Source organism: Brachybacterium sp. B718/18, assembly GCF_055454375.1.
In genome coordinates this window covers 76,599-97,847 of record NZ_JBVDDO010000010.1, presented here as the reverse complement: position 1 = coordinate 97,847, position 21,249 = coordinate 76,599, and the positions used below count along the sequence as shown (strand labels likewise).

The window sequence follows — 21,249 nt, the reverse complement described above, 5'->3', positions numbered from 1 at the left end:
CCCGTAGGTGTTTGCTCCGCGCTGCTCGTCGGCTCCTGAGGCGCCCTACTCCGCCGCGAGGCGGATCCAGAAGGTCGAGCCCTCCCCGGGCTGGGAGCGCACGCTGATCTGCCCGTTGTGGGAGACGACGATCCGCCGCGTGAGCGAAAGGCCGATGCCGTGACCGGGGATGTCGCTGTTGCGGGCGGTCTCGGTGCGGTAAAAGTCGGTGAACAGGTTGGTCTGCTCCTGCGCGGTCATGCCGATCCCGGTGTCGGTGACCCGCAGCTCCGCGTGCCCCTCGAGCATCTCGGTGGCGACCGTGACGGTGCCGCCGCGGCGCGTGTACTTCACGGCGTTGGAGAGCAGGTTGTCGACCGCCTGCCGCATGCGGGCGGCGTCGAGGGGCCGCTCCGCGGTCTCGCGCAGCTCGCGCACCAGGGTGATCCCCGCCTCCTGCGCGCGCAGCGCGAAGGCGTCGGCGGACTCCGCGGCGATGTCGGAGAGGCGAGCGGGCCGCAGCACCAGCTTCTCCGCGCCGGAGCGGCTCACCTGGTCCTGGAGCAGGTCCTCCACGATCACCAGCAGCTGCTCGGCATTGCGCTGCGCGACCTGCAGGTAGCTCGCCGTTTCCTTGGACAGGTCCAGGTCGTCCTGGGTCAGCTCCAGATAGCCGATGACGGAGGTGAGCGGCGTGCGCAGCTCATGGGACACCGAGGCGACGAACTGCTCCTGCGAGCGGACCATCTCGAGGTACGAGGTGACGTCGGAGAACACCACCACCGCCCCGGCCCGTTCGCCGTTCCGGTCCAGGATCTGCCGCGCCGAGGCGGAGAAGGCGGTGCCGTCCTCTCCGAGAGGCCCCATCGCCACCAGGTAGTTGCTGAAGGACTCCTGCAGCACCGCGCGGCGCACCGGCCGCTCTTCCGCCGGGATCGGCAGGGCGGTGCCCGGGTAGCGCAGCAGCAGCTCCGCCTCGTTCGGGTCCGGGTTGTCCGGCGGGGTGGCGAGGGAGTGGATCTGTCGTTGCCGGGCGTTCATGAGCACGTCGTGGCCGTCCGCGTCGACGACGACGATGCCGACGTCCACCGTGTCCAGGATGCTCTGCAGCAGCTGCGCGGACGCGTCGATCTCGTCGATCACCGTCTCCCGCTCCGTGACGGTCTCCTGCAGCCGCTCGTTGCGCCGATCTAGCAGGCTCAACGCCCCCACGGTGAGCAGACCGATCTGCAGCACGGTGAGGGGCAGCAGCAGCGCGTGCGCGAGGATCATCGAGTCCAGCTCCCCGCCGCGCACGAGCGAGGGCACCGTAATCGCCAGGGTGACCGCGAACAGCGAGATCAGCACGCCCGTCCGGCGCAGCCGGCCGGACAGCCACATCACCGGGATTAGCGCGAGCAGCGACGGGGACATCGACACCTCGCGCATGTGGTCGCGCAGCAGGGCGACCGCCGCGATGTCCAGCAACGGGATCAGCGCCGCCCAGGCCAGCGGACGACTGTCCCAGCGCACCGTGAGGGTCAGCACCGTGGTCACCGCGATCAGTCCCAGCGCCGCGAGGAACTGCGGCTGCACCACCATCTCCAGGGCCGAGGCCGCCACCAGAAGCGTGTAGCCGAGCACCAGCCCCGCGAAGTACAGCTGCTTCGGCCGCGTGCCCGAAGACGGGGCGACGACGGCCGCCAGCGGCGCGGTGGGGTGAGGTCGATCGGCCACGACGTGCTTCCTTCTCAGCGGGCGGGGACTCGGGGAAGCGTCCGGACCGGGACATTATCGGCAAGTCCGGGGAGCAGGGGGAGTCCCCCGGGGCGATAGATGCCGCTCACATCACATCATGCGGGGGAGGGGTGATCCCAGATCGCCGCGTACTCCTCCCCGACCAGGGGCCACAGCCGCTCCCGGGCGCCCTCGAGGCTGTCGACCCCGTCGGCGTCCGGCCCGTCGGCCACGAACTCGTGGGGGATCGGCCGACCGGACCGGTCGCTGCGGCCCTCAGGGTCGAGGAGGCGGAGGGCGATCATGCCGCCCTCGCGGCGGAATCCCTCCGCGGCGTCGCCGAGCGCGGCGAGCGCCGGGCTGTAGGTGCGCAACGGATCACCGGGGAAGGTGCAGCGCAGGACGCGGAATCCCCAGGTGTGGCCGCGGGTCGCCCAGAGCAAACTCATCGCGGGCTCCGCACCAGGGTGCCGTCCCGCTCGCCCCGCTCGAGGTCCAGCAGGAAGCCGGTGAGCACCTCGGAGAGGCGGTCCTTCCGCGCCATCGCCCGACGGTTCGCCGCGACCAGATCGTCCCCGACGAGGTCCAGCAGCTGCACGACAGCGCCGGCGGAGACCGCGACCGAGGCGCCCTTGAGCACCGTCCGGATCTGCGGGGGCAGCGGGGCGCGGGCCGCCACGCCGAGCCCGGTCGCGAGGACCGGCAGCACGGCCTTCACCCCGTCCGCGCCGCTGAGCAGGTCATCGACCACCCTGCGCGGCATCTCCAGCGTGCGGGCCCAGCGCAGGTGCCGCTGCATCGGCAGCATCGCCGCGACCGGCAGCAGCAGATCCAGCCCCACCCGGGTGCTCACGTCGATCGTGCCCGGCTCGAAGCGGGCGGAGGACAGCCGCAGGAAGTCCTCGCCCACGGCGAGGGCGTCCCCGGCCCGCACGAAGCTGCGCAGGGTCTCGCGCAGCAGGCCCAGCTCGTCGGCCGCCTTCTCGATCACCAGCTCCTGGAAGTCGCGGGTGCTCATCTCCGGCAGCAGGTCCGCCTTCGACAGCGCGAGCATCCAGATCCGCGGCGCATCGACGAGCGGCTCCCCCTTCGGGAGGATCTCGGTGCGCAAGCTGAGCAGGCCGTTCTGGATCCCGGTGAACAGGGGGCGGAGGTAGCGCTCCTCCTCGCCGCGGTGCTCGAGCAGCCGCTGCCCGTCGATGAGCAGCACCGCCACATCGGAGACCAGCAGGGAGCGGAAGGTCGCGATGCGGCGGGCGGCCTCCTCGGGGCCGCTCACGTCCTGCTCGAACCATTCGCCCGGGTAGTCGTGCCACACGATCCGGGCCAGCGGCGTCCCGGCCGGGGCGCTCTTGCCGGCCTTCGGTGGCTTGGCCGGCTTGGGTGCCTTGGCCGTCGTGGCGGACGAAGACGACTCGGGCGCCATCGGGGCGGCGACGCCGGGGCTCCCGGCCGCGGGCTGCGCCGAGCCGTCGGCGTCCAGCCCCGGCCGCAGCCGCAGGGAGAAGGCGTAGCTGCTCGCGTCGAAGCGGGTGGCGGCGGGCAGCTGCGTGGCCCGCTTCATCCCGTAGTAATTCTTCAGCAGCCGCTGCCCCTGCCCGATGTCGTCCGCGACCACGTGGAAGGGGCTGGCGGACTGGAACGCCGCCTCCTGGTACGCGCCGTAGAACGAGGAGAGCAGGACCGTCTTGCCGCTGCCCGACTCGCCGAAGACCGCGATGTGCTGTTCCCTGAGGGGTTTCGCCATGCTCGCGAGTGTAGGGGCGGGTGCCGACGACTCCCCGTCGATCGGCGGTTTCGACGCCCTGGGAAGTGACACTTTCGTGTTACCCGTAAGTACCCCGAAACGGATGTGTCGGACATCTCTGCGTAGGCGTCGAGAGGGGACCTTCACCCCCTGGGCGGGGACGAATATGGACAGTAGTCTGGCCCGGCGAGCGTGCGGAGAGACCGCGCGCACGGCGTGAGGAGGCCTCGTGAGAACCGCACTGGTGGTCGAGGACGATGACGACATCCGCATGCTCCTGCGGGTCATCCTCACGCAGGACGACTACAGCGTGACGGTCGTGGAGAACGGCCAGGCGGGCATCGATGCCGCCCTCTCGCTCCGCCCCGACCTCTGCGTCGTCGACGTGGGCCTGCCCGATATGGAGGGCTACCAGGTCGTCGCCGAGCTGACCGGCATCGTCGCCGGCCACATCGTGATGCTCTCCGCCCGCTCCACCGAGGACGACGCCCGCAAGGGCCTCGAGGCCGGCGCCGACGACTACCTCACCAAGCCCTTCCGCCCCCGCATGCTCCGCGAGCAGCTGCAGGCGATCGTCGCCCGCCCCGCCCGCGCCGCCGCGGAGTCGGATGTCCCGGCCGCCGACGCGGAGTCCGAGGCCAGCTGAGCTCAGCAGAGGCCAGCTGAGCTCAGCAGAGGCCAGCTGAGCTCAGCAGAGGCCGGCGGAGCCCGGCCGGGAGCTCAGCTCCCGTCGGCCGCCCGCGCCTCCTCGGCCGCATGCCGGCCGTGCGCGCCGGACTCCTCGCGGAAGAACTCCGCGCGCATCGCGCGCACCGTCGCCTCGCCCACCTCGACCAGCTCGGCCAGCGGTTGGCGCGCCGCCGCCGGGCCCTCCGTCTCCGCCTCCACGAGCAGGTGATCGGCCGCGCTCTCCAGCCGATCGGCACCGATCATCATCGCGGAGACGCGCACCGAGCCGGCCGCATCCCGGATCGCCGGGAGGTCCTCGGCGACGACCGCCTCGCGGAGGTTGTGCAGCCGCTTCGGCCACATCGACACGAAGGCCGCCGCGAACTCGACCGCGACGTCCTCGAAGCCCTCCAGCTCCGATCCCAGCTCCGTGATCTCGGCGCTGCGCACCAGCGGTGCCGCGCCCGGCGTCGAGGCGTAGCGGTGGATCGGCCGGTCCCAGGTGCGGGAGCGGCTCGAGGCTCGCCGCTGACGCTCCAGGTGCGCGGTGGGCCGCGGCATGTCCGGGGTGCCGTCGCCGTGGTAGAGCAGCGCCCGCCAGTCCAGCTCCGGCTCCGCTGCGGCCCCCGCCTCCGCCCGCTTACCGTGCGCCGGACGCTTGCGCACGGGGACGAACATCCAGTCGACCAGGCCCAGCACCACGTCCACGACCGAGTTGCGCAGGCCGATGTAGGAGAGGATCGCGAGCAGGCACAGCGTCGCGTTCAGGGTCGCGAAGGCGGCGTTGCCCCAGTTCTGCGCGTTCACGTCGCGGTAGATCGTCACCACGGAGAACACCACGATCGCCCACGGCACCAGGATGTAGAGGGCCGGGGCCGCGGTGCGATCGGCGACCTTCGGGGTGCGGGCGAAGGGGATCTTCTCCCCGGAGAGCATCTGCTGCAGCGACTTCAGCACGCCCGCGAGGTTCACGGCGAGCAGCACCAGGTTGAAGCCGTAGATCCGGAAGATGTCGCTGAAGCGGTAGCCGGAGTAGCGCAGGTCCGCGCCCATGCAGCAGAAGTACGGCACCGCCGCGAGGAACACCCACACGCTCAGCAGCCGCGAGTCGTACGGGTAGGCCAGCAGGAACAGTAGGCCGAAGCTGGCCCAGGTGATCGAGGCCATGTAGTTCGTGCGCAGCAGCACCTCGCGCAGCAGCACCGGCTCCCGGCGTCGGCGCCGCTCCGCGACGAGCGAGGCGAGCTTGGGCCAGATGATCAGGCCGCCGTTCGCCCAGCGGCGCCGCTGCACCACGAGCGAGCCGAAGTCCGGCGGGGTCGCCGAGTAGGAGAGCCGCTCCGGGTAGTTCTCGAGCGTCCAGCCGTGCGCGCCGATGTCGATCGAGGACTCGGTGTCCTCGATGACCGTGCGGTCCTGGATGTAGGTGGTGATCGGGAAGCCGCCCACGGTCTCGGTGTGCGCGATGTCCTCGAGCGCCTCGGTGCGGATCACCGCGTTCGCCCCCACCCAGAACGTCGCCCCGTAGTAGGTCATGCCCTGGTGCTGGATGTGCTGGATGTCCGTGGTCGCCCCGGCCAGCCGCTCGATCCGGGTCGGCGCCCCGCGGTACGAGGAGTACGGGGTCTGGGTGACCGCGACCCGCTCGTTGCCGGGCTGCTCGAGGAACTCGACCAGGCGCAGGCAGTAGTCGCGCAGCAGCATCGAGTCCGCGTCGAGGGTGAGCAGGTACTGGCTCGGCGGGACCGAGAGGGCCACCTCGTCGCCGGGCTCCGCGGGGCGCAGGGCCGGCCCGTCGGCCGTGTCCTCCTGCCGCCAGTCCCGGCCGATCAGCGAGATGTACGAGTTCACGTTCATCGCCTTGTTCGCCTCGTGGGAGAGGGAGGCGTAGGCCTTCCGCTCGAAGGAGGTGACCTCCGCGGTGAAGATCCGCACCAGCCGGTCGTACAGCTGGCCCAGCCGCTCGCGGCTCGGCGACTCGCTCTGGGCGGCGGCGGTGCGCAGCGCCAGCTCGGTGATCCCGAGGTCCGCGGCGAGGCCCCGCAGCACCTCGTCCACGAAGAAGTTGTCGGTGTGGTCCTCGATCCGCTCCGCGGCGGCCATCTCCTCGAGCCACTGCGCGGCGTACTGGTACTGCTCCGCCAGACGGGCGGCCTCCGCGGGGCCGTCGGTCCGCGCGGGGTCCTCCCTCTCGGCGAAGGCCGCGGCGGCCTGGGCGAGGCGCTGGCGCGGCTCCTGCAGCGCCGCCTCGATCTCGGGGCCCAGCAGACGGGTCGCCTCGAGGGAGGCGATCCGCTCGGGCGCCGTGGGGTGGGGCGGGTCGTCCACCAGCAGCACCACCCGCAGCCGCGGGAACTCCTGCAGCGCCGCGGACCACAGCGTCTTGCGGACCACGCCCACCTCCTCCACGTAGGAGGGGATGAGCACCGTGACCAGCTTGTCGTAGCCGTCGCTGAAGTGGCGGTCGAGCTCCTCCCGCGGCGTGCGCAGATGATCCCGGAAGCGGTACAGCGCTCCCTGTCGCGCGAGCATGTACATGAGCGCCGAGAAGGTCAGGAAGGTGACGGTGACCAGGTAGGAGACCAGCTCGAGGGTGAGTCGCAGGTCGAAGTCGTCGTTCTCCACCAGCTGGCGCAGCACCGTGGTGATCACGTAGATCGCCCAGCACATCACCGTGGCCAGGATCGCGAGCCGGCCCAGCGTGATCGTGGAGGAGCGCGGGCGGCGGTGCAGGATCGGCAGCGGCCGGGTGGACCGCTCGGCGCCCCACTGGTGGGCGCGGACGCGGGTCGGGGCCTCTTCCGCCTGCACGGACTGGTCCTGAAGCGCGGTCATGGCACTCCTCGGGTCGATCGCCGCCGTCCGGGGCGCTCGCGCACGCGCGCGAAGAGCCGAGGACCGCAGGGAGATGAGAGCGCTGGACGCGCCCGGTGCGCTGCTGCGCTGTCGCTACTATAGGCATCTGTCCGACTTGGACGAATTCGTGTCGGATGGAGGCGAGATGAGCGGTCGTTTCGAGGGGCGTCGGCTGTCGGTTCCGCGACTGGTCGCGGTGCTGGTGGTGTTCGCCGTGGTGATCACTGCGGGGTGGATCTTCGTGCGGAACGAGCGGGACGCGGCGCAGGCCCGATCCCACGGCTCGCCCTGGTTCGCCGGCTACGTCGACGTCACCGCGACCCCCACCTACGCCTTCGAGGCGGAGACCGGCGAGGGCAGCGAGTCGGCCGTCCTCTCCTTCATCGTCGCCGCGGACCCGCAGAGCTGCACCCCCACCTGGGGCACCGCCTACACCCTCGACCAGGCCGGCACCGATCTCGATCTCGACCGCCGCATCGAGCGGCTGCGCGATCAGGACCGGGACGTGGTGGTCAGCTTCGGCGGCCTGCTCAACACCGAGCTGGGCGACGCCTGCACCGATGTTGAGCAGCTCGCCGCCGCCTACGAGCAGGTCATCGACCGCTACACGCTCACCACCATCGACCTCGACCTCGAGGGTGAGGCGCTCAAGGACCCCGCGGCGATGGCCCGCCGCGCCGAGGCCGTCGCCCAGCTGCAGACCGAGAAGCGGGCCGACGGCGAGGAGCTCGCCGTCTGGCTGACCCTCCCGATCGCCACCACCGGCCTCACCGAGGACGGCACGAACACGGTCGCCGCCTTCCTCGACGCGGGCGTGGACCTCGCCGGCATCAACGCCATGACGATGAACCTCGATGCCGAGGACGATCTCGCCGCGGCGGCCGAGGAGTCCCTCACCTCCCTGCACCGCCAGCTCGGCATCCTCTACGACGCGGCCGGCATGCACCAGGGCCCCGCCTCGCTGTGGACCAAGATCGGTGCGACCCCGATGATCGGCCAGAACGACCTCCCGCAGGACGTCCTCAGCCTCGAGGACGCCCGCCGCCTCAACGCCTTCGCCCGCGAGAACGGAGTGGGGCGGATGTCGATGTGGTCGATGAACCGTGACCGCACCTGCGGTGCGAACTACCCGGACACGAGCGTCGTCTCCGATTCGTGCAGCGGCGTGGACCAGGGCGACGCGAGCTACGCCGAGCTCCTCTCCGCCGGGTTCACGGGCACCCCCGACGACTCCGCCGCCGCCCGCACCCGGGAGGAGGCCGCGGAGGCGGTGGTCGAGGACGATCCGGAGACCAGCCCCTATCCGGTCTGGAACGAGGACTCGCCGTACACCGCGGGCTCCAAGGTGGTGTGGCACGGCAACGTCTACATCGCGAAGTGGTGGAACCAGGGCGAGGCCCCGGACAATCCCGTGCTGCAGGACTTCGAGGCCCCGTGGACCCTCGTGGGCCCGGTCATGCCGGGGGAGACCCCCGCCCCGAAGGTCGAGATCCCCGCGGGCACCGCCCCCGCGTGGGACGGCGAGACAGTCTACGAGGCCGGGTCGATGGTCCTCTTCGACGGGACCCTCTACGTCGCCCGCTGGTGGACCCAGGGCGACAGCCCTGAGGGCGCCTACGCCAACGCCGACTCCTCGCCCTGGCGGGCCCTCGACCAGGACGAGGTGCGCACGGTGCTCGCCGGCGGCTCGCCGTCCGACGGCGGAGCCTGAGAGTCGGACGGGGAGCGCCCGCCGGCCGGCTGCGGGATCCGCGTCGCCGGCATCGGCCGCCCGAGCAGGAGACCGAGAACCTGCATCGCTCCGCCGTCCACCTCTCACCGACGAACCGTCCGGGATGAGGCGCTGTCTGCAGACGCAGGCTCAGACGACGCCGCGCCCCCGTCCCGGAAGGGACGGGGCGCGGCGAGGAGTGCTTGACCGCTCAGCGGCGACGGCCCGTGGCCAGGCCGTAGACGACCATGACGATCAGTGCGCCGATGACGGAGAGCACGATCGTCCACACGCTCCACGGGTCCGAGAAGACGCCGCTGACGCCCTTGGGTCCGAAGAGCCCGCCGATGAACCCGCCGACCAGAGCGCCCACGACGCCGAGAAGGATGGTGCTGCCGATGCCCATGTGCTGCTTGCCGGGCATGATCGCGCGGGCGATCAGACCGACGACCGCGCCGATGATGAGCCACGAGATGAGAGCTCCGATGAAGCCCATGATGATCACTCCTGTAGGGGTGGGGAAAGGAGGGGACGTCTCTGCCGCCCGCTCCGGGACCTGTCGACCCTACGGCATCCGGAGCAGGATCACGACGTTTGATGGGTTGACCCGGGCTCGCTCTCCTCGGTGTATCGGCGCTGGCGCTCACGCTGACCGTGTGTGAGGGAGCGGAGATTCGTCTCGCGGTCGAAGCTCGAACCGAGGGCACCGGCGACGACACCCATGGCCGCGCTGAGCCACGCGATGTCCAGGTAGGTCGTGAAGGTCGGTTCCTGACCGATGATCTCGGTCATGTACTCCGGCGAGATCACGATCAGTCCACCTATCAGGATGAGGAGGACGAGAGCCAGGTAGAGGGCGGCCACGCAGACCAGCAGCGTCATGACCGTGGAGAGGTTGTACAGCAGCACGACTCGGGCCAGAGAGCTCCGTTTCGGCGAATCCCATAACACGTTGCTGAGGATCAGCCAGAGGATCATCGCACCGATCGCGAGGGCCCCGATGCTGAGCAGGCGAGGTGTGGAGAGGAACGTGGACATCGCCCAGATCGAGCTGTAGAAGATCCCGAAGGCCCCCGTGGCGGAGGCCGCTGCCAGGGCGCTCGAGAGTCGCGGAGCGGTCTTGAGGGGCTCATTGCCGGCGACCATCCCGAGGACCATCCTGACGCCGCCGAGCGCCATGCCGGCGTGGAGAGTCGAGTGGGCTCCCGCGTCGTCGGCGTCGTTCCAGTGACGCCATGATCGACCGAACCGCGACGGACCCCTCGGGCCAGCCGGATGAGTCATCCTGAGGATGCAGTCCATGAGGGCGTCCAGGATCCGTCGCCGGGTCGCGAACGCTCCCAGCGTCGGACACGAGATCACCGCGACGTTCTCCTCAGGGAAGATCTCCGCGATCAGAGGTCGTCCATCCGTGAGCCGGGGAAGCTCCGTCAACAGCAGCACGACGTCCGGGTGCCCGAACTCCCGCGCGATCTGCACGGCATCATCGAGGTCGAGGGAGTCATCGGGCCTCAGGCGGAGCATCGCCGTGCGCGTATGCACCTCCACCGGTGGGCGGAATTCCTCCGTCAGATACTTCTCCAGGTCATCCCTGAGCGCGTGTGCGCGTCGGGTCGGGAGCCCCGGATCCGACACCAGGAGAACGCGCACACCATGGGGCGTGTCATCTGCCATCGCTGATCTCCACCTCCCGCGGACACTCGCCCCCAGTCTCTCAGGTGCTGTCGGAGGTGCTTTCCCCTGACTCCGGCGCGACGAGTTCCGGGAACGAGCGAGACGGGGGCAGCGTCGACTTCGGCGGTCGTGCGGCTCAGAGTTCCGTCGTGCCGGTCCCGCCCGGCGCGCGCTCCTTCGTGACCATCGCCTTGACCATGTGGACCGCGCCGGCGATCCGACCACCCGGCAGGCCCCAGAACTGCGCGGACTCGGTCCTGACGAGGAGCAGGCCCAGCGTCGGATCGGTGGGGCCCTCGGGGAAGTAGCCCTCGGCGGAGTCGTCCCACAGCTCCTGCACCTTCGCCCGGTCGTCCACGAATTCGGCCGTCCCGGCGACCGACAGCCAGGACCCGGAGCGCGCTACCGAGATGTTCACCGCGTTCCCGCCCGAGAGCGCCTTCGCCTGGTCCCCCTCGAGTCCGACGAAGAACCAGACGTCCGCGTCGTCGGTGACACCCTGGATGGTCATCGGGTGGGAGACGAGCTTGTCTCCGCCCGCGGAGGTCGTCAGCATGACGACCCGAGAGTCCCGCAGCGTGGCGGCGACGTCGTGACGGGTGAGTTCCTGCGTTCGCGAGCTGTCCTCGTTGCTGGTCATGCTCGTCTCCTTCGTCCGTTGGCGGAATCCACTGGTGGTCTGATCATGGCGGTGAGGGGAGGGGGCGTGCTCCCTGTCAGAGGGCATCGAACTTCTTCCGCCCCGCCCAAGCGCGTCCGGGATCGCCGCCCCACGCATCCCACGCGACACGTCCGGGCGACGGGTAGCCCTCCTCCCCCCGGCGAAAGCCCTGCGCCTCCGAGTCATGCTGGTGACGGGAGAAGTATCGCTTCATCTTCCCGACCTCTTGGTCGGTCAGGCCATCGCGAGCCGCGAGCTGGCGAGCGCGGTGGTCCCCGGTGTCCGTGAAACCTCTCCCGGCTCTTCCCTCGGAGATCCACCGGACCGCTCGCTGAGCGGCGGCGGCGACGTCTCGAGGAGGCACGTGCGTGTTCAAGGTCGCTGTCCTTTCCATCCGGCACGGGACCGACCGGGCCCCGGTCGATGCGAGCCCGCCCTCGAGGGGCGAGTGTCGCCGTGAGCGGCGTCAGGAGCTCGGCGTACGCGTCTCGGCGCTGATGAACCAGGCCTGCTGCTCGAGCTTCTCGATGACGCCGTGGAGGATGTCGGCCGAGGTCGGATCGGCCTCGTCGACCTCGTCGTGGACGTCGCGCATGCTGGCCACGGTCGCCTCGATCGCCGAGGTCACCAGATCGATCGCGTCGTGCGTGAGCACCTCTCCCTGCGGAAACTCGGGCAGGGAGCTCTGTTCCGCCACGACCGCTGGGCGACCGTCGGGCGTGGCATGAAGTGCGCGCATCCGCTCGGCCACGTCATCCGCGGCTTCCCGCGCGATGTCCACGACCTCATCGAGGTTGAGGTGCAGGTCGCGGAAGTTGGGACCCACGATGTTCCAGTGGGCCTGCTTGCCCACGAGGTGCAGGGCGGTGAGCTCCACGAGCACCCGCTGCAGGTTCTTGGCCAGGGCGTCGGACGCGAGGAAACCGCCCTCCGCGTTCTCGGGCCGCGTTCGCTTAGCTCCCGACGGATTCGGGACGTCAACGGTCTTGTTCATCGCACAGCTCCTTCGTCTCGATCTAGCCTCTGCGGGGACCACGGATGCCGTCCTGGGTGGCGCAGACCACAGCACGTTATCACCGGCGCATCGGCGCCCACTACGAGGTGAGGCGCCGGGCCCGCGTGGTCCGCCCGAAGCACCGGGCGCTCCGGTTGCTGACTGTAGGGTGAGCGGACGCGACGAATCTCCCCTGTTCGCCGCGCTCTTCGCGAGGGAGATGTTTCGATGACCGAACGTGATCAGCCCGTCGTGGCGCGGGCTGAGTCTGGCGACTTCGCCCCTGTCGGTCCCGATCGATCCCCGACGCCACCCCGCACCATCGTGGAGGGAATCGGCGGAGCGATCGGGGGGACGCCGCTCGTGCGGCTCAGGTCGCTGTTCCCCGAGTCGGGCGTCGAGATCCTGGCGAAGCTCGAGTCCGTCAATCCCGGCGGTTCCACGAAGGATCGTCCCGCCCTGGGCATGGTCCGCGAGGCGCTGCAGTCGGGCCGCCTGTCGCCGGGCGGCACGGTGGTGGAATCCTCGTCCGGGAATCTGGGCGTCGCGCTGGCACGTGCCTGCCGCGCCCATGACCTGCGTTTCGTGTGCGTCCTCGATGCCCGGACCAACGCGACCACGGTGCGCACCATCGAGGCCCTCGGCGGAGAGGTCTCCATGGTCTCGGAGCCCGATCCGGAGACCGGGGACCTGCTCACGGCGCGCTTCCACCGGGTCGAGCAGCTCCTCGAGGAGATCCCCGGCGCGGTCAACCTGTACCAGTACGGCAATCCTGCGAACCCGCGCGCCCACTACGAGGGGACCATGCGGGAGATCGCGGAGGCCACCGGCGGAGACCTGGACGTGCTGATGGCGGCCGTCTCCACGACGGGCACGATCGGCGGCTGCTCCGCCTACATCCGGGACCATTCCCTGGCGACGCGCACCGTCGCGGTCGATGCGGTGGGGTCCGTGCTCTTCGGGGGGAAGGCGGCCCCGCGCCCCCTGCCCGGTATGGGTGCGGGACTGGTCACCGATCTCTCGAGGCAGGTCGAGCCCGACCAGGTCATCCGCGTCTCCGCTTTCGAGAGCGTGGTCGGGGCTCGGCATCTGGCACGCAGCGAGGGCATCCTCGCGGGCGCATCGACCGGGGGGATCGTCCACGCCCTCGGCGGCCTGGTGCCCACGCTCGAGGTCGGATCCCGCGTCGTCCTCATCGTGCACGACGGCGGCGTCCCCTATCTCGACACGGTCTACGACGATGCCTGGACGCTGAAGACTCTGGAGGCCGACGGACAGCGGATCCGCCGGGGGATCGACGACCTGCGCAGGACCGCACGACGTGACTGACGGGCGTCGGCTCGCCGAGCCCCGGCACGCCCTGCGGATCGCCGTGGTAGGCGCCGGGCCGAAGGCGCTCTACGCCCTGGAGGAGCTCACCGCGCAGCTGGCGTCCGCGGCAGGCCCCGAGGTCGCGGCGCCGGGCGGCCTGGAGGTGACGGTGATCGATGACGTGCGCATCCCCGGGACGGGCTCGGCCTACGACCCCCGGCAGCCCCACCATCTGCGGCTGAACGTCACGGCCGCGATCCTGGACGAGCCGGCGACCGAAGACTTCCCGGCGTTCAGCGACTGGGTCGCCGGCCCCTATCCGGACCTGGCCTCGGACCCCTTCCCCCCGCGTGCGGTGGTGGGCGAGTACCTGGCCCAGCGATGGCAGCGCATGGAGCGCGGCCTCTCCCGGCACGCGGGTCTGCACCGGATACCGGCGCGCGTCAGCGACCTCGAGCGTGGTGAGGCCGGATGGCATCTCGTGGCCGGGGTGGAACACGTCGACGAGGTGGACGAGGTGCTGCTGGCCACCGGGCATGCCACCGATCACCCGGGGGCGCTGAGTCGGAGCTGGAGCTCCCGCACCCCGTTGATCCCCGCCGTGCTCCCGACCGAGGAGATGCTCTCGCTCGACCGCGTTCCGCCCGGATCCCGCGTGGCCGTGAGAGGAGCGGCGCTGACCTTCCTCGACGCCTGCCTGTCCCTCACGGAGGCGCGGGGCACGGTCTTCACGGAGGTCGGCGGGCGAGCACCGCGGCTCGCGATGGCGCGCGGGGGGCGGGAGCCGGCCGTGATCCGCCCCGTCTCCCGGGAGGGGTTGCTGCTGGACTCGAAGCCGGACCCGGGCTCGCCTCTCCCCGCCGGCGCGGAGCGAGCGGCCGCCCGCGCCCGCGCCCGACTCGCCTCCGCACAGGGGCGAGGACCCGGCGCCGGCACGGACACCGGCAGGCCCGAGGCTCCCGGACGCGCCGGGATCGGCCCGGATGACGTGCTGGAGATCGTGGTCGACGCCGCGACCGCCATGCTCGGCGACGGTGCTCGCGACGAGGTCGAGCACACCCTGCTCACCGGAGCGGAACCCGATCTCCCGCGAGGGAGCGGCCGGGCCGTGACCGCTCTGCGTCGCAGCGTCGAGATCGCCCAGGGAACCCGGCCCCCTGGACCCGCGTGGGCGCTGGGCCGAATGTGGCAGACCCTCTATCCGGAGATCTCGCGCCGTCTGCGGGGCACCGAGGCGCCCGAGGACGAATGGCGGCGCCTTCACCGCTCCGCGCGGACGCTCGAACGGTTCGCCTTCGGGCCGCCGCTCGTCTCCGCGCGCAAGCTCCTGGCCCTGATCGATGGCGGCCTGGTGGACCTCAGCTGGATGGATGCCGGCACCCGCATCGACGGCGGCGGGGTGCATGACTCACCGCACGGACCTGAGCAGTGCACCGCGAAGTGCGTGGAGCGGGGGAGGGAGGTCGACGTGGTGATCGATGCGGTGCTCGCGCCGCCCGGGGTCACGCAGGTGGACGATGAGCTGATCACCGCACTGCGGCGCCGCGGGCTGGTGCGGACGCGCCCCGGTCGACGGGGTGCACGGACCGACGAGGCCGGATCCGTCGAGGCCTCCGTCTCCGCCACCGGGGCCCCCACGAGCGCGTCACCGGGGCTGGCGCTCATCGGACGCCCCACCGAGGACCACGTGATCGGCAATGACACGCTCAACCGGCACCTGCACGACGACGCGCAGCGCTGGGCGCTGCGGATCATGGAGAGACTCCGCGCCCCCGGTCCGCGAGACCCCCTCCCGGGTCTCCGGGCCGTCGCTGACAACCGGAAGGACCCTGCGTGAACCACGAGACCGCCCTGCGGAGCGCCTGCCACGGCGATCCGCCGCTCTCCGCCCGGCTCGAGCCCTGGATGCTCGAGCTGCTGGCTGACCCCGCCGCGTGCACGGAGCTCCTCGAGGAGTTCGGGAGCCCGCTGAACGTCCACGACTTCACCGCGCTCCCGCGCAATGCCCGGGACCTCACGTCCGTGGCGGAGGCGCAGGGCGTGGACCTCCGCATCTTCGTCGCCCGCAAGGCGAACAAGACGCTCGGCCTCGTGCGAGCGGCCCATCGCGCCGGACTGGGCCTGGACGTCGGCAGCGAGCGTGAGCTGAGCCAGGTGCTGGACGCCGGGGTGCCGCCGCAGGACGTCGTGGTCACGGCCGCCATCAAGCCCGATCCGCTGCTGCGCCTCGTGCTGGAGTCGCGCTCCCTGCTCGTCCTGGACAACCTCGACGAGGTCATCGCCGCGCGCCGCCTCGCGGACGAGCTCGCGGCAGATGCTCAGGACGGTGCGGGCGGGGGAGCGGTCGATCCCTTCCCCGTCGCGCTGCGCCTGGCGCCCCGTCCCAGTGACCTGATCCCGGCCACGCGGTTCGGGGAATCCGCCGAGACCTGGCTGCGCCTCATCGATGCGGGCGGGATCGGCGATCGGTTCGAGGTCCAGGGCGTGCACTTCCATCTGCACGGCTACGACCCGGCTGCTCGAGCCGAGGCGCTCGGGGAGGCGCTGGAGTTGATCGACAGCCTTCGTCATCGCGGGCTGGCCACGCACGACGCCTTCGTCGACATCGGCGGCGGCGTGCCCATGAGCTATCTCGAGTCCGCTGAGGAGTGGGAGGCATTCTGGACCGCACACGACGCGGTCACGGCGGCGCCGGTTCCTCCGTCGGCGCCCGCTCCGCACGCGCTGGACAGCAGCGGGGAACCGCGCGAGTCGCCGGTGTGGAGGGGCGAGCCGTTGCGCCAGGTGTACCCGTACCATCAGCGCATACTCCGCGGCGGCTGGTTGGAGGCCCTGCTGGTTCAGGAGATCCGCCCCGGCACGACGGCCCGACGCGCGCTGCGGGATCGGCGGGTGCAGCTGCGCTGCGAGCCCGGCAGGTCCATGCTGGACGGCTGCGGACTCACGCTCGCCCGCGTCATCCAGCGCACCAGCACCAGCGATGACGTCCCGCTGGTGGGGCTCGAGATGAACCGCACCCAGTGCCGGTCCACCTCCGATGACTTCCTCGTGGACCCGGTGCTGGTCCGAGCCGGCATCGACCGATCAGAACCCCTCGCGGGCTACCTCGTGGGTGCCTACTGCATCGAGGCGGAGCTGATCCTGCGCAGGCGGCTCGTGTTCCCCCAGGGTGTGGCCGTGGGGGATGTGATCGCTCTGCCCAACACCGCCGGTTACCTGATGCACATCCTCGAGAGCGCCTCCCACCAGATCCCTCTGGCCTCCAACGTCGAGCGCGTGCCCGACGAGGTGCGCGGCGTCGTCCGCGACGAGATCGACCTCGTCTCTCCCACGCGGCCGTGGCGGGTGGGTCCCTGAACGCTGGGCCGCCGTGCGCGGCGTGGAGACGTGGCGTCTCCTCGGAAGGGGTGCGCGTTCAGCCCGCCGCGCACCCGAGCAGGAACTGCTCCACCGCCTGATCGGTGAGCTCCTCGAGCAGCTCGGGCTCGACCATGCCGCCGTTGATCATCGTCGCGATGCCCTGCAGCGAGGCGACCAGCACGATGCCGCCGCGGGCACGGTCGGTGAGGTCCAGGGCGCCGGTCTCCCGGCCCTGCTCGATGACCTCGTCGAGCGAGGAGAAGGCGTGGCGCGCTGAGGCCCGCACCTCCTCGGCGCCCTCGCGGTGCTTGCTCGAGAACATCAGCTCGAGCAGCGCGGCGTCCCGCGTCGCGAAGCGCACGAAGGCGTGGGCGAGGGCGCGCAGGCGGGAGGGGAAGTCCGCGTCGGCCCGCTCGACGGCGGCGGTGACCTGCGCGCCGAGCCGCTCGAAACCGGTGATCGCGAGGGCGTCCAGGAGGGCCTGGCGGTCGGCGAAATGCCGCCTCGGCGCCGCATGGCTCACCCCGGCCTTGCGGGCGAGCTCCCGCAGGGACAGCTCCTCCTGGCCCTGCGCGCGCAGGGTCTCCTCGGCGGCGCGGAGCAGGGTGTCGCGCAGGCTGCCGTGGTGGTAGGGGCGGTCGGCGGTGTCGGTCACGTCTGGATCCTACCCATGTTTTCGTTGACAACACTGTTGACGCTGTCTACATTGTGGTCCATGGCAACATTCACCGCCGATTCGCTCCCCGATCTGACCGGACGCACCGCCATCGTCACCGGGGCCAACACCGGCCTCGGCAAGTCCACTGCCCACCAGCTCGCCGCCCACGGCGCGCACGTGATCCTCGCCGTCCGCGACGTGCGCAAGGGGATCTTCGCCGCCTCGACCATGTCCGGCGACGTCGAGGTGCGCCGCCTCGACCTCGCCGACCTCGCCTCGATCGAGATCTTCGCCGACGGCGTCGACCGCCCCGTCGACCTGCTCCTCAACAACGCCGGGCTGATGACCCCGCCACTCGGCCGCACCGCCGATGGCTTCGAGCTGCAGTTCGGCACCAACCACCTGGGCCACTTCGCGCTCACCGGCCGCCTGCTCCCGCAGATCACCGGGCGCGTGGTCACGGTGTCCTCGATCGCGCACCGTTCCGGGGCGATCAACCTCCACGACCCCAACTGGGAGCGGCGCGAGTACCGCCCCTTCCCCGCCTACGCCCAGTCCAAGCTCGCGAACCTGCTGTTCACCGCCGAGCTGCAGCGTCGGCTGGCGGAGGCCGGCTCCCCGGTGCTCTCGATGGCCGCGCATCCCGGCCTCGCCGGCACCGAGCTGCTGCGCCGCGACCGACGCGGCGGGATCGTCTCCGCCGTGGAGCAGCGGCTGATCTCCCTCGTCGGTCAGGACGCCGACGCCGGGGCGCTGCCCACCCTCCGCGCCGCCGTCGACCCGGACCTGCCGGGTGACAGCTTCGTGGGGCCGACGGGCCGCTTCGGCACCCGCGGCGCTCCCGGTCTCGTCGAGCGCTCCGACCGCGCCCGCGACACCGAGATGGCCCGGCTGCTCTGGGAGGCCTCCGAGGAGCTGACCGGAGTGCGCTTCGACGTGCGGGCTCCTGCCGCGGCGGCCTCCGCCTGAGCCGCGGCCCGCGCACCGGTGCTCAGCCCCCGAGCTCCATCGCGCCGGTGCGCGTGCCCGGCTCGGGGGGCTGCTCGAGCATGATCCCCTCCTCGAAGGGGATCCACAGCGTGAACGACGAGCCCTCGTCGACCTTCGAGCGGACCGACAGCTGGCCGCCGTGGTCGAGCACGATCTGCCGCGTGTGCGCGAGCCCGATGCCGTGCCCCGGGATGTGCTGCTCCCTCGAGGTGCCCGTGCGGTAGTACCGGGTGAACAGCTTGGACTGCTCCGAGGGCGTCATCCCGATGCCGGTGTCCCGCACGGAGACCGCCACCGCTCCGTCCACGTCGCGGGCCCGCACCGTGATCGTCCCGCCGCGCGGGGTGTACTTCACCGCGTTGGAGAGCAGGTTGTTCAGCGCCTGCACCATCAGGTCCCGGTTCATCGGCACCGGCCGCGTCTCCTGCACGTGCCGCTCCAAGGTCAGTCCCGCCCCCGCGATCGCGGGACCGAGCGAGTCGCAGGCCTCGTCCACCAGATCGCTGAGCCGCAGCGGCGTGCGCTCGATCGGGGCGCGGGCTGTGCGCTGCACATGCGTGAACAGCAGCGTCTCCACCAGCTGCTGCAGCTGGTCGGCGTTGCGACTCGCGATCTGGAGGTAGTGGGCGGTGTCCTCCGCGAGGGCCTCGTCATCCTGGGCCAGCTCGAGGAAGCCGATTACCGAGGTCAGCGGGGTGCGGAGCTCGTGGGACACGGTCGCCACGAACTGCTCCTGTGCCGAGACGGTTTCGTACAGCTCGGTGACGTCGGAGAACACCACCACCGCGCCGTCGGAGTGGCCGAGATGGTCGGTGATCTGCCGGGCCGAGGCCGAGAGCTTGAGGCTGTCCCCGTCGGGACCCACGGCGACGATGTAGTTCGAGAAGCTCTCCCCGGCGATGGCCCGCGCCACCGGCCGACGGTCCAGCGGGATCTCCCGCGTGGTCCCCGGGAAGCGCAGCAGCAGGTCCCGCTCCTGGGTGCTCGCTGCGCCGGACAGCTGCTGCGCGCGGAGGCCTTGTTCGATCATCGCCGGGTTCTGCGTCTCGAAGGTTCCGTCGCGGTCGACCACCACGACGGCCAGGTCGATGCTGTGCAGGACGGCTTCGAGCTGCGACTCCTGCGCCGCGCTGGCCTCGAGCAGCTGGGTCTGGATGGTCAGCGCGTGCCGGGCCCGTGCGGACTCGCGGTCGATCGAGGTCAGCGCGCCCAGCACCAGCAGGCCCATCCCCAGCACGGTCGTCGGCAGCAGCAGCGAGCTGACCACCGCGAGCGACCCGTCGAGCGGCACGTTCCGCACCATCGCCGGGACCGAGAACAGCAGCGTCACCAGGAGCGTGGACAGCCACACCCCGCGGGCGCGCAACGTGCCGACGAGCCACAGGGTCGGCACGAACACCAGCAGCGAGAACGCGATGGTCACGTCGCGCATGCTGTCCCGCAGCAGCGCCACCAGCACCACGTCCAGCAGCGGCACCGCCGCGACCGCCGTCGCGGGCAGTCGATCCCAGGGCACGCAGACCGCGAGCACGGTCGTCCCCAGCAGCATCGCGAGGCCCGCCAGGAACTCGTACAGGACCAGCTGCTCCGCGGCAGAGAGCCACACGGTCACCGAGAAGAGCAGGGTGAAGGTGCCGAAGAACAGCTGCTTCCACGTCGCGCCGCCCGTCGGCCGCACGATGAGGGCGAGGACGTCCTGCACACGGGTCATGGGCACAGTGTGGGTCCTGCAGGGGCGTCCGTGCGCGATTGGACGAACATCGCGCGGCGGATCAGCGGCTCAGACGGGCCCGAACCCACAGTGCCGCCCCTCCGGCGCCCAGGGCGAGCAGCGCGGCGGCCGCGACGGGGCCGACGGGGAAGCCGGTGGCGGCGAGATCCTCGCGCGGGGCGTCCTGCTGCGCGTCGTCGGAGCTCTCGGGGGAGGTGGAGGGGATCGCGGGGGAGGGCCCCTCGAGGACGATGTCCTCGCCGTCGGCGGTGCCGTCCCCGGTGCTGTCGGATTCCTCGGCGGACTCGTCCTCGGTCGTGCCGTCCGCGGACGCGCCGTCCTCGGCGGACGCGCCGTCCTCGGCGGAGTCGTCGGCGGAGTCGGAGCCGTCCTCGGTCGTGCCGTCCTCGTCGGCGCCGGCCTCGGCCGAGCCGTCCTGGTCGGCCAGTCCGGAATCGGCGCCGGCGTCGGACCCGTCCGCGCCGCTCTCGTCCGTGCCGTTCCCGGCCTCGTCCGTGCCGTCGCCGCCCTCGGCGGAGGTGTCCCCGCCCTGCGGGTCCTCCTCGCCCGGCGCGGGAACGGCCGAACCGTCGTCGGTGCCGGAGTCGTCGGCGCCGTCATCGCCCGGGGTCTCCCCGTCCGACGGTGCGTCCTCGTCCGAAGGCGGCTCCACCGGATCGGTGGGCTCGGCAGGATCAGCGGGGTCCGCCGGATCACTGGGCTCCGCAGGCTGCTCCGGCTCCGAGCCGCCGTCCGTCCCGTCGCCGCCGTCGCCGCCGTCCGTCCCGTCGCCCTCGTCCTCCCCGGGCGTGGCCACGAACTGGGCCGTCTCCTGGACCCCGTCCACCTCGACCATCACCGTGTACTCCCCGGCGGAGCTCGCGGTCACGGAGGCGACCACCGTCCCCGACTCGTCACTGGTCACGGCCTGAGTGGTGTTGCCGTCGGGGCCGATCAGGGTGAGCTGGCCCGTGCCGCGCGGCGTGAAGCACACGCCCTCCACGGCGAGGGTCTGCCCCACCTCGGCGGTGGATGCGCTCACGCTCAGCTGCGCGCCCTGGCACACCGCCGGCGGTGCGGCCGGTGCGGGACCCTCCGCCGACGCCGGTGCGGCCACCCCGGTCAGGGCGGCGACGGCGCAGGTCAGCGAGAGGGTGAGGCCTGCGCCGAGACGAACGGCGGGCAGGCGGCGGGCTGTCACAGGAAGACTCC

The 21,249-nt window shown here is 71.4% G+C and carries 17 protein-coding genes; 6 read left to right on the top strand and 11 right to left on the bottom strand.

Annotated elements, in window-relative coordinates:
• Window positions 1-45 precede the first annotated feature (45 nt).
• The 3 genes from ACZCAH_RS13640 to ACZCAH_RS13630 form a co-directional block, all read right to left on the bottom strand.
• Window positions 46-1,695, bottom strand: a complete 1,650-nt coding sequence (locus ACZCAH_RS13640) for a sensor histidine kinase (RefSeq protein ID WP_464341596.1) — start codon at window positions 1,693-1,695, stop codon at window positions 46-48.
• 116 nt (window positions 1,696-1,811) lie between these two features.
• Window positions 1,812-2,144, bottom strand: a complete 333-nt coding sequence (locus tag ACZCAH_RS13635; protein WP_464341595.1) for a hypothetical protein — start codon at window positions 2,142-2,144, stop codon at window positions 1,812-1,814.
• Window positions 2,141-3,442: an ATP/GTP-binding protein gene (locus ACZCAH_RS13630; RefSeq protein ID WP_464341594.1), complete on the bottom strand. Its 1,302-nt coding sequence runs from the start codon at window positions 3,440-3,442 to the stop codon at window positions 2,141-2,143. The genes ACZCAH_RS13635 and ACZCAH_RS13630 overlap by 4 nt, the downstream gene beginning before the upstream one ends.
• A 229-nt stretch (window positions 3,443-3,671) precedes the next feature.
• Between ACZCAH_RS13630 and ACZCAH_RS13625 the strand changes: the two genes are divergently transcribed.
• Entirely contained in the window at window positions 3,672-4,088 is a 417-nt protein-coding gene (locus tag ACZCAH_RS13625; protein ID WP_464341593.1) for a response regulator transcription factor, read from the top strand.
• Window positions 4,089-4,162: 74 nt separating this feature from the next.
• Here the strand turns inward: ACZCAH_RS13625 and ACZCAH_RS13620 are convergent, their stop codons facing one another.
• Complete coding sequence (locus ACZCAH_RS13620; protein WP_464341592.1) at window positions 4,163-6,946, bottom strand: glycosyltransferase family 2 protein; 2,784 nt, start codon at window positions 6,944-6,946, stop codon at window positions 4,163-4,165.
• 166 nt (window positions 6,947-7,112) lie between these two features.
• On the opposite strand from ACZCAH_RS13620, the gene ACZCAH_RS13615 reads away from it, so the two are divergent.
• Window positions 7,113-8,678 carry a chitinase gene (locus ACZCAH_RS13615; RefSeq protein WP_464341591.1) on the top strand — a complete coding sequence of 522 codons (1,566 nt, stop codon included), beginning with the start codon at window positions 7,113-7,115 and terminating at the stop codon, window positions 8,676-8,678.
• A 211-nt stretch (window positions 8,679-8,889) separates the two neighbouring features.
• Here the strand turns inward: ACZCAH_RS13615 and ACZCAH_RS13610 are convergent, their stop codons facing one another.
• From ACZCAH_RS13610 to ACZCAH_RS13595, 4 genes are all read right to left on the bottom strand, one after another.
• Window positions 8,890-9,174 (bottom strand): GlsB/YeaQ/YmgE family stress response membrane protein, encoded by a 285-nt coding sequence (locus ACZCAH_RS13610; RefSeq protein ID WP_464341590.1) that lies wholly within the window; start codon window positions 9,172-9,174, stop codon window positions 8,890-8,892.
• 89 nt (window positions 9,175-9,263) lie between these two features.
• Window positions 9,264-10,352, bottom strand: coding sequence for a hypothetical protein (locus ACZCAH_RS13605; protein ID WP_464341589.1), 1,089 nt, complete (start codon window positions 10,350-10,352; stop codon window positions 9,264-9,266).
• Between the two features lie 136 nt (window positions 10,353-10,488).
• Window positions 10,489-10,992: a pyridoxamine 5'-phosphate oxidase family protein gene (locus tag ACZCAH_RS13600; protein WP_464341588.1), complete on the bottom strand. Its 504-nt coding sequence runs from the start codon at window positions 10,990-10,992 to the stop codon at window positions 10,489-10,491.
• A 487-nt stretch (window positions 10,993-11,479) separates the two neighbouring features.
• Window positions 11,480-12,007 carry a Dps family protein gene (locus ACZCAH_RS13595; protein WP_464341587.1) on the bottom strand — a complete coding sequence of 176 codons (528 nt, stop codon included), beginning with the start codon at window positions 12,005-12,007 and terminating at the stop codon, window positions 11,480-11,482.
• 228 nt (window positions 12,008-12,235) lie between these two features.
• Here ACZCAH_RS13595 and sbnA point away from each other — a divergent pair, with 228 nt between their 5' ends.
• The 3 genes from sbnA to ACZCAH_RS13580 are packed head-to-tail and all read left to right on the top strand — an operon-like array spanning window position 12,236 to window position 16,675.
• Window positions 12,236-13,336 carry a 2,3-diaminopropionate biosynthesis protein SbnA gene (gene sbnA / locus ACZCAH_RS13590; protein WP_464341586.1) on the top strand — a complete coding sequence of 367 codons (1,101 nt, stop codon included), beginning with the start codon at window positions 12,236-12,238 and terminating at the stop codon, window positions 13,334-13,336.
• The gene (locus tag ACZCAH_RS13585; protein WP_464341585.1) at window positions 13,329-15,155 is read left to right on the top strand and encodes an FAD/NAD(P)-binding protein; all 1,827 of its coding nucleotides are present in this window, start codon (window positions 13,329-13,331) and stop codon (window positions 15,153-15,155) included. The genes sbnA and ACZCAH_RS13585 overlap by 8 nt, the downstream gene beginning before the upstream one ends.
• A complete protein-coding gene (locus tag ACZCAH_RS13580) occupies window positions 15,152-16,675 on the top strand; it encodes a type III PLP-dependent enzyme domain-containing protein (RefSeq protein WP_464341584.1) in 1,524 nt (507 codons plus the stop codon). The genes ACZCAH_RS13585 and ACZCAH_RS13580 overlap by 4 nt, the downstream gene beginning before the upstream one ends.
• 58 nt (window positions 16,676-16,733) lie before the next feature.
• Here the strand turns inward: ACZCAH_RS13580 and ACZCAH_RS13575 are convergent, their stop codons facing one another.
• Window positions 16,734-17,333 carry a TetR/AcrR family transcriptional regulator gene (locus tag ACZCAH_RS13575; protein WP_464341583.1) on the bottom strand — a complete coding sequence of 200 codons (600 nt, stop codon included), beginning with the start codon at window positions 17,331-17,333 and terminating at the stop codon, window positions 16,734-16,736.
• A gap of 60 nt (window positions 17,334-17,393) precedes the next feature.
• Here ACZCAH_RS13575 and ACZCAH_RS13570 point away from each other — a divergent pair, with 60 nt between their 5' ends.
• Window positions 17,394-18,305, top strand: coding sequence for an oxidoreductase (locus ACZCAH_RS13570; RefSeq protein ID WP_464341582.1), 912 nt, complete (start codon window positions 17,394-17,396; stop codon window positions 18,303-18,305).
• A gap of 22 nt (window positions 18,306-18,327) precedes the next feature.
• Here the strand turns inward: ACZCAH_RS13570 and ACZCAH_RS13565 are convergent, their stop codons facing one another.
• Both ACZCAH_RS13565 and ACZCAH_RS13560 read right to left on the bottom strand, forming a co-directional pair.
• Window positions 18,328-20,037, bottom strand: a complete 1,710-nt coding sequence (locus tag ACZCAH_RS13565) for a sensor histidine kinase (protein ID WP_464341581.1) — start codon at window positions 20,035-20,037, stop codon at window positions 18,328-18,330.
• Between the two features lie 61 nt (window positions 20,038-20,098).
• A complete protein-coding gene (locus ACZCAH_RS13560; RefSeq protein ID WP_464341580.1) occupies window positions 20,099-21,238 on the bottom strand; it encodes a hypothetical protein in 1,140 nt (379 codons plus the stop codon).
• Between the last annotated feature and the right edge of the window lie 11 nt (window positions 21,239-21,249).

Bases quoted from the DNA above. Each gene is read 5' to 3' on its own strand.
- ACZCAH_RS13635 (WP_464341595.1), bottom strand. From the start codon at position 2,144: ATGAGTTTGCTCTGGGCGACCCGCGGCCACACCTGGGGATTCCGCGTC.
- ACZCAH_RS13630 (WP_464341594.1), bottom strand. From the start codon at position 3,442: ATGGCGAAACCCCTCAGGGAACAGCACATCGCGGTCTTCGGCGAGTCG.
- ACZCAH_RS13620 (WP_464341592.1), bottom strand. From the start codon at position 6,946: ATGACCGCGCTTCAGGACCAGTCCGTGCAGGCGGAAGAGGCCCCGACC.
- ACZCAH_RS13615 (WP_464341591.1), top strand. From the start codon at position 7,113: ATGAGCGGTCGTTTCGAGGGGCGTCGGCTGTCGGTTCCGCGACTGGTC.
- ACZCAH_RS13610 (WP_464341590.1), bottom strand. From the start codon at position 9,174: ATGGGCTTCATCGGAGCTCTCATCTCGTGGCTCATCATCGGCGCGGTC.
- ACZCAH_RS13605 (WP_464341589.1), bottom strand. From the start codon at position 10,352: ATGGCAGATGACACGCCCCATGGTGTGCGCGTTCTCCTGGTGTCGGAT.
- ACZCAH_RS13600 (WP_464341588.1), bottom strand. From the start codon at position 10,992: ATGACCAGCAACGAGGACAGCTCGCGAACGCAGGAACTCACCCGTCAC.
- ACZCAH_RS13595 (WP_464341587.1), bottom strand. From the start codon at position 12,007: ATGAACAAGACCGTTGACGTCCCGAATCCGTCGGGAGCTAAGCGAACG.
- sbnA (WP_464341586.1), top strand. From the start codon at position 12,236: ATGACCGAACGTGATCAGCCCGTCGTGGCGCGGGCTGAGTCTGGCGAC.
- ACZCAH_RS13570 (WP_464341582.1), top strand. From the start codon at position 17,394: ATGGCAACATTCACCGCCGATTCGCTCCCCGATCTGACCGGACGCACC.
- ACZCAH_RS13565 (WP_464341581.1), bottom strand. From the start codon at position 20,037: ATGACCCGTGTGCAGGACGTCCTCGCCCTCATCGTGCGGCCGACGGGC.